The organism is Paenibacillus assamensis DSM 18201 (genome assembly GCF_000422445.1).
Taxonomy (GTDB): domain Bacteria; phylum Bacillota; class Bacilli; order Paenibacillales; family Paenibacillaceae; genus Paenibacillus_B; species Paenibacillus_B assamensis.
Map to the genome: position 1 here is coordinate 1 of NZ_AULU01000023.1, position 12,000 is coordinate 12,000.

The window sequence follows — 12,000 nt, forward strand, 5'->3', positions numbered from 1 at the left end:
GGCAGGTTGCCTACGTGTTACTCACCCGTCCGCCGCTAGGCATCAGGAGTGCAAGCACTCCATCAACCCCGCTCGACTTGCATGTATTAGGCACGCCGCCAGCGTTCGTCCTGAGCCAGGATCAAACTCTCCATAAAAGTGTTTGACTTGCTCATTTGTAATGCTGACGAAATTCATTGCTGAATTTCTTATATCAAACGTTTCACTCGTTGTTCAGTTTTCAAAGAACAATTTCGCTCCAGATCACTCGTCTTATCGACTCGTTTCTTTCGCTCTCGTTCGCCGTGTTTCTCAGTGGCGACCTTTATAATATATCATTTTCAACTTTCGATGTCAACAAGTTTTTTTAAAAGTCATTGTTGCTAGTTAGCAACTCGTTTTAATTTGTTTGTTCGCACCGAAGCGACTTGATTAATTTATCACACAAGCAACAGCAGCGTCAAGCTTCCACAACAGTCCATATTTAGGTAAATATTTAACACATCACCAAAATTAGTTTTGCTCTATTCCATCAAAATCTATTCCTACATTAACAATTTGATTTTGTTATAGCGATACCAATCGTCAATTATCAATAAAAGTACACCAATATAAATAAAAGGCTGCGTCTAGAAGACGCAGCCTAAACCATCTATTAGTTGTTAGAACGATCACGCATATGCGGGAACAATAGTACATCACGAATGGACGGTGCGTTAGTAAGTAGCATAACGAGTCGGTCGATTCCGATACCAAGTCCACCTGTAGGAGGCATTCCGTACTCCAACGCACGGATGAAATCATCATCCATTTCATGCGCTTCGTCATTTCCGTGTTCGCGCTCTGTAAGCTGAGCTTCAAAACGTTGACGTTGATCGATTGGGTCATTAAGCTCTGTAAATGCATTTGCATGCTCACGAGCAACAATGAACAACTCGAAACGATCTGTAAATCGTGGATCTTGGTCGTTTTTCTTTGCTAACGGAGAAATCTCCAATGGGTGACCTGTAATAAACGTTGGTTGAATAAGTGTCTCTTCAACAAACTGTTCGAAGAAAGCATTTAATATGTGACCAAACGTCCAATGCGGCTCCACATGCACCTTATGCTCTTTCGCAAATTGATGAGCCTCTTCCGTCGTCATTTGTTTAGAGAAGTCTACTCCTACAACCTCTTTAACTGCGTCCACCATGGATACACGACGCCATTGCGGCGTCAAATCGATCTCATGTCCTTGATAGTTAACCTTTGTTGTACCCAAAACCTCTTGAGCAATATGAGCCACCATATTCTCAGTCAAACTCATGATGTCTTTGTAATCAGCATACGCTTCGTACAACTCGATCATCGTGAATTCAGGGTTGTGGCGAGTAGAAATACCTTCGTTACGATATACACGACCGATTTCATACACTTTTTCCAATCCGCCAACAATTAGTCGCTTCAAATGAAGCTCAATCGCAATACGCATATACAATGTCATATCGAGCGCATTGTGATGTGTTACGAACGGACGAGCAGCAGCACCACCCGCAATTGTATGAAGCGTTGGCGTTTCAACTTCCAAATAGCCTAAGGAGTCCAAATAACGACGCATGGATTGAATAATACGAGAACGCGCAATAAATGTTTGTTGAACGTCTTCATTCATAATTAGGTCTACATAGCGTTGACGGTAGCGTAACTCGACGTCTTTAAGGCCATGATATTTCTCAGGCAGCGGATAAAGAGACTTTGACAATACTTCCAAATCAAGCACCTTAATGGATGTTTCGCCAGTCTTTGTTTTGAAAACAACACCACGAACACCTACGATATCACCTAGGTCAAGCATATCGAACGCTGTGTATTTATCTGTAGGAACTGTATCTTGGCGCGCATAAATTTGAATACGGCCAGACAAGTCTTGTATATGAGAGAAGCTCGCTTTACCCATACTACGCTTCGCCATAATGCGGCCAGCAATGCTAACTTCTACTTTAAGTTCTTCTAACTCTTCTTTCGAAGTTTCTGCATATTTGCTTACAATCTCATTTGCCGTATGTGTACGCGTATATTTCGCACCGAACGGATCGATCCCAAGCTTACGCAGCTCATCCAACTTGTTGCGGCGAATTTGCAATAATTCACTTAACTCTACTTCTTGATTAACGACATCCGTCATCACCGTTCACTCCTTACCTGCAGCCTACCCACATAACAAAGGTTATGGCTCACTAGTTTAGTCTTATAAATGCATAAGGCGGTAACGGCTTGTCCTTCAAAATGAAGAACAACCGAATACCGCTCCAGTGCGTGTCAAAGCCACAAGTTAAGGGGTAGCCATCAATCCCATATGACAACTACGGAAAAAAGCCCCCTGCTGGAAGCTTCTTCACCCCATTCTCATTCCCTAGCTATAAATCCTCTTAACCGTAGCAGCGATTTTTTACAGCTTAATATCTACAATTTTGTATTGAATAACGCCCGCTGGAACACTTACTTCTACGACTGTTCCTTTTTGCTTGCCGAGAATCGCTTTCCCAACTGGGCTTTCGTTTGAAATTTTATTCTTCAACGGATCGGATTCAGCAGTACCTACAATTGTGTACTCCATCGTGTCACCAAACTCCAAATCTTCTACAATGACAGTAGATCCGATGCTTACTGTATCTGTGTCGATCTCATCATTGTTAATAATGCGCGCATTGCGGAGCATTTTCTCTAACGTAAGAACACGACCTTCGATAAACGCCTGCTCGTTCTTCGCATCTTCATATTCGGAGTTCTCACTAATATCTCCGTACCCGATAGCTACTTTAATCCGTTCCGCCACCTCACGACGTTTAACGGATTTGAGGTTATCTAGCTCTTCCTCCAGCTTCTTCAGACCGTCCTGAGTCAGAATAACTTGTTTATCGCTCATCTTACCGATTCTCCTGTCATGATCAATATTTTCGCACTCCGACCTACCTATGGCCCGGTCGTATTGGAGCGGTTACCCGCACATCCATGCGAATCCCTACTCTCATCATATGGCGTCAAGCTATCATGATGACTGCCTTGAACATGGTTGGAACGCTGAAGCATATCAACCTTTTTCACTTCAAGGTATGAGGCGAATTTTCTAATGTTGAATTATATGGGATGGATTAGTAAAAGTCAATGAGCGTAAACACCCATCTGTGTAAACGCTTCAATGCAGTGCAACTTACTAATGAACAGCCGAAGCATCCATAGCTGCATCAGGGTTTGCCTTACGGTCAAACAACCCCGCTTTTACTTGTTCGACATATTCACCTAGCATGCGTTCCACTTCGTCACGATGACTCTCTTCCATAATAGCGTCTTTCACACGAGCAGCTCCAGGGAGACCTTTTAAATACCATGCCAAATGCTTACGCATCTCTTTTACAGCTACCTTCTCGCCTTTTAGAGCAATTAGGCGGTCCATATGCACCAAAGCAATACGAACTTTCTCTTCTGGAGCTGGATCCGGCAGCAGTTCCCCTGTTGTCAAATATTCAATTGTACGATATAGTATCCACGGATTACCGAGTGCACCTCGTCCAACCATAACACCATCGCAACCCGTCGTATCCAACATACGCTTCGCATCTTCTGGTGAGAAGACATCACCGTTTCCGATGACCGGAATATTGACCGCTTCTTTTACTTGTTTAATGTAGCTCCAGTCCGCTGTTCCGGAGTATAGCTGCTCACGTGTACGCCCATGCACACTTACTGCTTGACCACCTGCACGCTCAACAGCTTGCGCATTTTCAACTACATAAATGTGATCATCATCCCACCCGATACGCATCTTAACTGTAACGGGTTTGTCGACAGCATCAACAACAGCCGACACCATCTCGTAAATTTTGTTTGGATCCAGCAGCCAACGCGCCCCTGCATCACACTTCGTAACTTTAGGTACGGGACAGCCCATGTTAATATCAATGATATCGGCGTTAGAATGCTTATCTACGATTTTCGCTGCTTCGACAAGAGTCGTACGATTTCCTCCGAATATTTGCAAGCTAAGCGGCTTCTCACGGTCGTCAACATACAACATTTCTCGCGTTCTTTCATTGCCATGAACAAGCGCTTTGTCACTAACCATCTCTGCACAAACTAAGCCTGCTCCAAATTCTTTAGCAATTAGACGAAATGCCGGGTTACAAACGCCTGCCATCGGGGCAAGTACCACTTGGTTTTTCATCTCGATATTTGCAATCTTCAACAACGTACTCTCGCTCCTTTCCCTGTCAGCGTTCTATGCTGTCTTATTTATTCATTATTTTAGCTGCCAACGAGTTCTTCTACTGTTACGCGCAAAGCCTGCGCGATACGCTGAAGGAGACGATCATCAATTGAGCGATTGCCACGCTCAATCTCACCAATTATCGTGATCGATACATCTGTCATTTCGGCAAGTTCAATTTGTGTCATTCCACGAAGCTTTCGGAACGCACGAATTCGCTTGCTGAATCGATTCGCTTCCACAGCCGAATTCCTTCCTTTCCTTCCATTGTGCCCAAGGCATCATGGACGAATGCGTACAGTTCATCCGAAGAAGTTACAACATCAGCAAGCGGAACTAGTACGAACAATCGCTCACCCATTCGGGGGTGAGGTAAAATAAGTTTCTCTGTTTCCATTTGCACTCCCTGCACAGAGAGTAGATCCAGATCTAGTGTCCGTGGACCCCAGCGAACCTCTCGAACTCTTCCTAGTTGCTGTTCAATATCAAGCATGACATCCAGTAACTGCTCTGGACTTAATCTAGTTTCTACTGCAGCAGCCATATTTAGAAAAGCTGGTTGGTCAACGTACCCGACAGGGTCTGTCTCATATAAGGAAGAACAATCGAGGACATTCACGTCTTCATTCTTATGAAGATAACGGAGCCCCTCACTTAGCGTACATTCACGATCTCCAAGGTTAGCTCCAAGTGCGATAAACGCTTTTACCCAACCTCTATTGGATGAAGAAGTATGTTGTTCAGGCATCTAGCCTTCGCCCCTCTCTACTTCTTCCACGCGTGCACGCACAATCTCCATGGTAACACCTTCAAAGCGAATGTCAAACGGTGGGTTGGGCTTGGTCACGCGTACGGTTATTTCCTCAATTCGAGCGTACGAATCCAGTAATACAGAAGCGATGCGCTCAGCAAGTGCCTCGACTAGTAAGTACGACTCTTGCTCCATAATGACACGAACTGTCTCATGGATAAGCGCATAATTAATCGATTGATCCAGATCATCATAGAGACCCGCTTCCTGCAAGCCCATTTGCATGTCCAAATCGACGTACCAACGTTGTCCTAATTTCCGTTCTTCTTCAAAAACACCATGCTTACCGAAAAAAGACATACGGTCCATCTTCATTCGATCTGGGCGTATCACTCTTTTCCGCGTAGTTGGAGGCAGCTTAGAGTGATGGTCACTTCCTTTATGTAGCATGAGATCAGATTCCTCCCTTATCATTTCCGGTCTATACTTCGTTATTGACGGTTGTCGCTCTTCTCATGTTTCATCTTTAATAGATTGATCCTAAATCTTAATACTTTCTTTATACAACATCGCATCACTCATTCGAGCAGTACGAACGATTTGCTTTACATCATGGACGCGCACCATTTGACAACCTTGCGCGATGCCCAAAGCAACTGTAGCCGCTGTACCCTCTATCACATCGGTAGCAGGAGCTTCTAATACGTTCTGTATGAACCGTTTTCGGGATGTTGCAAGCAGAACAGGATAACCTAAAGCAACCATGTCATCAAGATGGTGCATTAAATGAAGATTGTCATCTCCTGTTTTAGCGAAGCCCATTCCAGGATCTAGCCAAATATTTTCGCGTTTCACTCCCGCATCTAGGGCCAACTCAGCACTTTCGCGCAGATCCTGCATTACATCTTCAATATAACTCTCATAATTTCGCTCGGGTCGGTTATGCATCAATATAATCGGGCATTGATAAGCAGCTGCCACTTGAACCATTTCCGGATCCAGCTTGCCACCCCAAATATCATTCATGATATGAGCACCTGCCTCCAGCGCTTGCCTTGCAACCTCTGCTTTGTACGTATCTATTGAAATAGCAATGTGCGGAAGCTCACGCCGTAGTGCTTCAATAACTGGAATTACACGGCGAAGCTCCTCCTCTAACTCAACTGGCTTTGAGCCTGGACGGGTAGATTCTCCGCCAATATCCAAGATGTCAGCACCATCAGCCACCATCCGATGCGCATGTTCCAATGCACGTTCTACATCGGTATAGCTTCCACCGTCTGAAAAGGAATCGGGTGTTACATTTAATATCCCCATGATCAAGGTCCGCTCAGAAAGTGTCAACACTACCTCACCACGCTTACCTAATGCATATTGATGCGTATATATAGTAGGCTTCAGCATAAGCCCCACCCCTTTACTGTCATTCTCTAGTTGCTTATCCGCTTGTCGTCATCTGACGATATCGTTCAAGCAATTGGTTGGTTAACCTACCAATTGTCCCATCCCCAACAACATATTGCCGCTCCTCTACGTCGCATAACAATGTGACAGGAACCAGTTCTTGAATGGACGTGGTCAGAAATACCTCATCTGCTTCTAATAGATGAGACCAAGTATAAGCCCCTTCTTCATATCGAATATCTTGCTGTTCAGCCAGTTCCAACACAGCAGCACGAGTAATACCCGGTAAAATACCTGTTTCGATTGCAGGCGTATATAGCTGTCCATCTTTGATCCAAAGCACATTACTTACAATACCTTCTGCAATATTCCCTTCCGCGTTCAACATCAACCCTTCTGCTCCTTGCAGCGCTGAAGCGTATGTACCTAATTCCCGCTTTGCAATAATATTGTTCATGTAATGGCCTGATTTTACTCGAATTACAGTCTCAGGGCTGCTTCTCCTCGTATTCAACAGCTGTAGCGGCTTCCCTGTCTCATATAAAGTACTTGGCAACTGCGGCAGCGGCTTAGCAAACACAATAATTTGTGGGTTCGTATAATCCACGGTTGGCAATCCATCACCTTGCTCGCCTGCACTAACGGTTAATCGAATATAAGCCTCAGGTAATTTATTCGCCGCCATAACATCCTGAATATGCCGATGCAGCTTCTCCTTATCGAGTTCCAAGACTACACCCAACTGATGACAGGCGCTGTACAAACGCTCCAAGTGCCTCTCCCATAGAAAAGGCTTGCCACCATAAGTCCTCATCGTCTCAAACAAAGTCATTCCGTACAAAAAACCATGATCTGCTACTGAAACCATGGCTTCGTCAGTTGATTTTAACTCTCCATTCCAACCGATAGTAACCATCTAGCTACTCACTCTCCTGCTAAGGAAGTTTTTCAGCATGTGATGACCGTGCTCCGTAACAATAGATTCCGGATGAAATTGCACACTTTCAATTACATAATCTCTATGACGCATGCCCATAATTTCACCCTCAGCCGTTTGCGCTGTAATTTCTAGAGCATCCGGCAATGAATCATGTTCAACAATAAGCGAATGATACCTAGTGGCTGTAAAAGGATTCGGCAGCCCTTCAAACACGGACATCCCATGATGATAAATGGATGAGGTTTTGCCGTGCATCGGACGTTCGGCACGAATGACTCGGCCACCGAACGCTTGTCCTATCGCTTGATGCCCTAAACAAACTCCTAAAATAGGGATGCGGCCTTTGAAGTGTTCAATGACAGCAAGTGTTATTCCCGCTTCATTTGGTGTGCTTGGTCCTGGAGACAGTAAAATATGATCAGGTTCCAACTGCTCAATTGTTGCAAGATCTATATCATCATTGCGGTAAACAGTAACTTCTTCTCCAAGTTCCGATAAGTATTGTACGAGATTATACGTAAAGGAATCATAATTATCGATTACGAGTATCAAGATGACACCCCCACCCATCCTATCCTTATCTATTCGCCAACATGTATGAATGGCTAACGAATACTAATATTTAATGCGATCTCATCGCCATAGTCAATCATTCTAGCAACCATTATATAATAAAGCAGAAATTGTATAACGATGAAAAAACCCTGATGGGATAGACACTCATCATACTCAGTGCTACCCAGCAGGGATGTTATCGTAAACGATCTATTATAGGATGACGATAGTATTAGTTCTCGAAGCTGAACAATGGTGTACTCAAGTAACGCTCACCATTGCTTGGAACAACAGCCACTACACGCTTGCCAGGGCCTAGTTCCTTAGCTAACTTCAATGCAGCAAGAATCGCCGCACCTGAGGAAATACCGCACAAAATTCCCTCTTCCTTAGCTACACGACGAGCAAGCTCGAAAGCATCGTCATTTTCCACAGTAGTTACTTCATCATAAATATCACGGTTCAAAATATCAGGAATAAAGTTCGCACCGATACCTTGAATCTTGTGTGGACCCGGCTTGCCTCCAGACAAAATAGGAGAAGCAGCTGGCTCTACTGCAACAATACGAATGTCCGGGAAGTTTTGTTTCAATACTTCTCCTGTACCAGAGATCGTCCCGCCTGTACCGATACCAGCAACAAATCCGTCCAATTTACCATCAAGCGAGTTAATCGCCTCTACGATTTCTGGACCTGTTGTTTCACGGTGAATCTTTACATTTGCTTGATTCTTAAATTGCTGTGGAATAAAGTAGTTCGGATTCTCTGCTGCGAGTTCCTCTGCTTTACGCACTGCTCCATTCATACCTTCCGATCCAGGAGTCAATACAAGCTCAGCTCCATAAGCACGAAGCAAGTTGCGGCGCTCCAAGCTCATTGTCTCAGGCATAACGAGAATAGCACGGTAGCCCTTTGCAGCAGCCACCATTGCGAGACCGATACCCGTATTTCCGCTTGTAGGCTCAACAATTGTATCTCCTGGCTTAATGATGCCCTCTTGCTCTGCAACGTTAATCATGCTAATTGCGATACGGTCTTTAACGCTAGCACCTGGATTCTGGTATTCCAGCTTCACGTATACCTCAGCACTGCCTTCCGGTACTACTCGGTTCAAACGCACAAGTGGTGTATCTCCAATCAATTCCGTTACATTGTTCACGATTCTTGCCATAAGTAACCCTCCTACTATGAGCGTATAATATTATTTCCGACTAATTCACTTGGTTTTAATTACTAATAATATAACAACGATAACCCTTGATGTCAATAACTTGTTTGTAAAATAAGGAAAAGAGCTCTTATAAGAACGTCTGCCGTTTTCTTATAAGAGCTCTCTCTTGTTCTATGAATGTGTGCTCTTCCATTTCGCAGCGTACTTGTCTCGAAGCTGCTTCTCTATCTCCCGCAAAGGAGGCGCCTTGGAAAGCGCTAGGTCACGAGATACTTGCTCGCGAATGGTCATTCGATCCTCAGGTTCAACATCTCTTCTGCCAGACAACAATATAATAGCATAGCCGTCCTTCACCTTAATCGGTCTCGAATAATCACCGACCTCCATAGCCGCCGCCGCTGCAAGCTCATTGGAATCAATAAATGGATCATCATCTTCAACCCAACCTAACTTGCCCTCTTGCTCAACCGTGTAAGGATCAGTAGATATTTGACCAGCTAATGCACCAAATGATATACCTTCACCGAGCCGTTTTAGAGCTTGTTCTGCATCTTTAAATGTATCGACTACGATATGCGACAATTCATAAGCGACGGGATGATACTCTTGACGATTTTCTTTTAGGTACTGACTAATCTCTTCTTCTGTTACGCTGATGTCCCGTATTGCAATTTTCTCAAGCAGCAAATTGTACGTTGCATCCTCTCGAATCTGTTCAGGCGTCAATCCTAATTGCTCCTGCATGGCTAGATAGTACGCTTCCATACTTTCATAGCCTGCCATCTGTTTACGAATCTCTGCCTCAACTTCCTTGCTCGTTACTTGCACATCAAGTGCTTGTGCCTCCTGATCCACCGCTCGCTTGTTAAGCATTTGCTCCATTACGATAGAGCCATACTGCTTCTTCAGCTCATCTACCCACTGTGATTCTGTAATCTGATCACTGCCCACGGAGGCAACGACCGATGAACCACCGCCTGGAAGACGAATCGTACCCACATCTGAACGATCAATAAGACGAAACAAGAGCACACATCCCAACACAAGTACGCAAGAAAACAACACGATAATACAGCCCCATAAGCTTTTAACTTCCTTTGTCATATGGCAGCTTCCCTGTCCTTGTGAATTAACTTCTTTATCTCTTACATCCTAAGTTTCTAGTCGTTCAACCAAAGTAGTTAAATCTTCTTTATTAAACTGATATGCCTCGTTACAGAAATGACAAACGACTTCTGCCTGCCCTTCTTCTTCAATAAGCTCGTTCAATTCTTGCTTACCTAGACTAATTAATGTCGCCTCCACGCGTTCACGGGAACATTGACAGCGGAACTCAATCGGATGCGTATCCATGATTTGTACATCATCTACAATCTGACCAAGCAGCTCTTCAAGCTCAAGACCTTGATCCAACAACGTCGTCACTGGCGGCAGTACACTTAGTGATTTCTCAATCTTCGTAATCTGCTCATCGCTTAAGCCTGGCAACAGCTGAATAATAAATCCACCCGCATGAAGAACCGTATTGTCGGTATCCACTAGAACGCCTAATCCTACAGCTGATGGTGTTTGCTCAGATGTAGCAAAGTAATACGTAAAGTCTTCACCCAGCTCACCCGAAACGATAGGGGAACTCCCCCGATAAGGCTCTTTAAGCCCCAAATCTTTAATGATGTGGATGAATCCATCACGACCAACTGCACCTGCGACATCTAACTTGCCTTCACTATTGCTTGCAAGATGGACTTGCGGATGTGTCGCATAACCACGAACTTCCCCTTTAGCGTTGGCATCTGCCACAATTTTACCAATTGGTCCGTCGCCGTTTACTTGCACAGTCAGCTTCTCTTCGCCCTTAAGCATGGCTCCCATCATCGCAGCTGCAGTAACCGTACGGCCAAGCGCAGCCGTAGCCGTAGGATAAGTCTGATGACGGTGCTGTAATTCATCGACTAGCTTCGTCGTACGAACTGCAAATACACGTACCTGTCCTTGCATAGCCACACCACGCACAAGCATGTCTGAACGATTTTCTGTTGTTGTTTGTTCTGCATTTATTTCTAACATTTCAATTGATGCCTCCCGTTCCTACATACACTTAGACGCGAATACAGCCATTTAGGTTACGCATCTAAAAGCTTTCTTTATATTTACTATTTGTTAGGTTTGTTAATTATATCGACTTTATTTGTTCCGAAGATAAATTAAGCGCAATCCTTCCAAGGTTAACAGCGGATCCGTCTGGTCAATGGATCGGGATTCACTTGCTATCATCTCGGCTAACCCGCCAGTTGCAATGACAAGCGGCTTTGTTCCAAGCTCATCTTCAATACGACCAACAATTCCATCAACCTGTCCAGCATAACCGAAAATAATACCCGCCTGCATCGAATGCACTGTATTTCTTCCAATGACTGATTTCGGCTTCGTTAACTCGATACGTGGCAGCTTGGCAGCACGTTGATAAAGCGCCTCCGTAGAAATGCCAATACCGGGTAGAATAGCCCCGCCCAAATAACTGCCCTGCTCATCAATCACATCAAAAGTTGTTGCTGTACCAAAGTCAACAACAACAAGCGGCCCGTGACCGCCATATTGGTCAATCGCAGCAACCGCATTCACAATACGATCTGCGCCTACTTCTTTCGGGTTCTCATAGCGTATGTTCAATCCTGTCTTTACACCAGGACCTACAACAAGCGGTGTGTTCTTCAAATATTTCGTGCACATCTCCTCAATTGTACGCATAATAGGCGGCACAACAGATGATATGATAACCCCGTGCAGATCATTAATAGCCACTCCCGCCATTGAGAATAGATTATTGATCATGACACCATACTCATCCGATGTTGCTTGACGATTAGTCGATAAGCGCCAATGATGGAGCAGCGTGCTCTCTTCATACACACCTAATACTATGTTGGTATTGCCTATATCGACGACCAATATCACAA

General features: G+C 44.4%; 13 protein-coding genes and 1 rRNA gene. All 14 read right to left on the reverse strand.

Annotated features, from left to right (window positions below; all coding sequences use genetic code 11):
* Positions 1 to 137, reverse strand: a 16S ribosomal RNA gene (locus tag H580_RS0112915); the annotation flags it as partial.
* Between the two features lie 497 nt (positions 138 to 634).
* A complete protein-coding gene (gene lysS / locus H580_RS0112920) occupies positions 635 to 2,143 on the reverse strand; it encodes a lysine--tRNA ligase (protein ID WP_028595168.1) in 1,509 nt (502 codons plus the stop codon).
* Positions 2,144 to 2,407: 264 nt separating this feature from the next.
* On the reverse strand, positions 2,408 to 2,884 hold the full coding sequence (greA, locus tag H580_RS0112925; RefSeq protein ID WP_028595169.1) for a transcription elongation factor GreA: 477 nt from the start codon (positions 2,882 to 2,884) through the stop codon (positions 2,408 to 2,410).
* Between the two features lie 288 nt (positions 2,885 to 3,172).
* Positions 3,173 to 4,204 (reverse strand): tRNA dihydrouridine synthase DusB, encoded by a 1,032-nt coding sequence (gene dusB, locus H580_RS0112930; protein ID WP_028595170.1) that lies wholly within the window; start codon positions 4,202 to 4,204, stop codon positions 3,173 to 3,175.
* A gap of 56 nt (positions 4,205 to 4,260) precedes the next feature.
* Positions 4,261 to 4,464, reverse strand: a complete 204-nt coding sequence (locus H580_RS0112935) for a helix-turn-helix domain-containing protein (RefSeq protein ID WP_028595171.1) — start codon at positions 4,462 to 4,464, stop codon at positions 4,261 to 4,263.
* Positions 4,407 to 4,970, reverse strand: a complete 564-nt coding sequence (gene folK, locus H580_RS24170; RefSeq protein WP_051217445.1) for a 2-amino-4-hydroxy-6-hydroxymethyldihydropteridine diphosphokinase — start codon at positions 4,968 to 4,970, stop codon at positions 4,407 to 4,409. The genes H580_RS0112935 and folK overlap by 58 nt, the downstream gene beginning before the upstream one ends.
* Positions 4,971 to 5,348 carry a dihydroneopterin aldolase gene (folB, locus tag H580_RS0112945; RefSeq protein WP_028595172.1) on the reverse strand — a complete coding sequence of 126 codons (378 nt, stop codon included), beginning with the start codon at positions 5,346 to 5,348 and terminating at the stop codon, positions 4,971 to 4,973.
* Positions 5,349 to 5,513: 165 nt separating this feature from the next.
* Positions 5,514 to 6,377, reverse strand: a complete 864-nt coding sequence (gene folP, locus H580_RS0112950; RefSeq protein WP_211224406.1) for a dihydropteroate synthase — start codon at positions 6,375 to 6,377, stop codon at positions 5,514 to 5,516.
* Between the two features lie 34 nt (positions 6,378 to 6,411).
* Positions 6,412 to 7,293 carry an aminotransferase class IV gene (locus tag H580_RS0112955; RefSeq protein ID WP_028595174.1) on the reverse strand — a complete coding sequence of 294 codons (882 nt, stop codon included), beginning with the start codon at positions 7,291 to 7,293 and terminating at the stop codon, positions 6,412 to 6,414.
* Positions 7,294 to 7,869 carry an anthranilate synthase component II gene (locus H580_RS0112960; RefSeq protein ID WP_028595175.1) on the reverse strand — a complete coding sequence of 192 codons (576 nt, stop codon included), beginning with the start codon at positions 7,867 to 7,869 and terminating at the stop codon, positions 7,294 to 7,296.
* Positions 7,870 to 8,104: 235 nt separating this feature from the next.
* Positions 8,105 to 9,043, reverse strand: a complete 939-nt coding sequence (cysK, locus tag H580_RS0112965; protein WP_028595176.1) for a cysteine synthase A — start codon at positions 9,041 to 9,043, stop codon at positions 8,105 to 8,107.
* 171 nt (positions 9,044 to 9,214) lie between these two features.
* On the reverse strand, positions 9,215 to 10,147 hold the full coding sequence (locus H580_RS0112970) for a peptidyl-prolyl cis-trans isomerase (RefSeq protein ID WP_028595177.1): 933 nt from the start codon (positions 10,145 to 10,147) through the stop codon (positions 9,215 to 9,217).
* Between the two features lie 48 nt (positions 10,148 to 10,195).
* The gene (gene hslO / locus H580_RS0112975; protein WP_028595178.1) at positions 10,196 to 11,110 is read right to left on the reverse strand and encodes an Hsp33 family molecular chaperone HslO; all 915 of its coding nucleotides are present in this window, start codon (positions 11,108 to 11,110) and stop codon (positions 10,196 to 10,198) included.
* A gap of 117 nt (positions 11,111 to 11,227) precedes the next feature.
* Entirely contained in the window at positions 11,228 to 11,998 is a 771-nt protein-coding gene (locus H580_RS0112980) for a type III pantothenate kinase (RefSeq protein ID WP_028595179.1), read from the reverse strand.
* Positions 11,999 to 12,000: the final 2 nt, after the last annotated feature.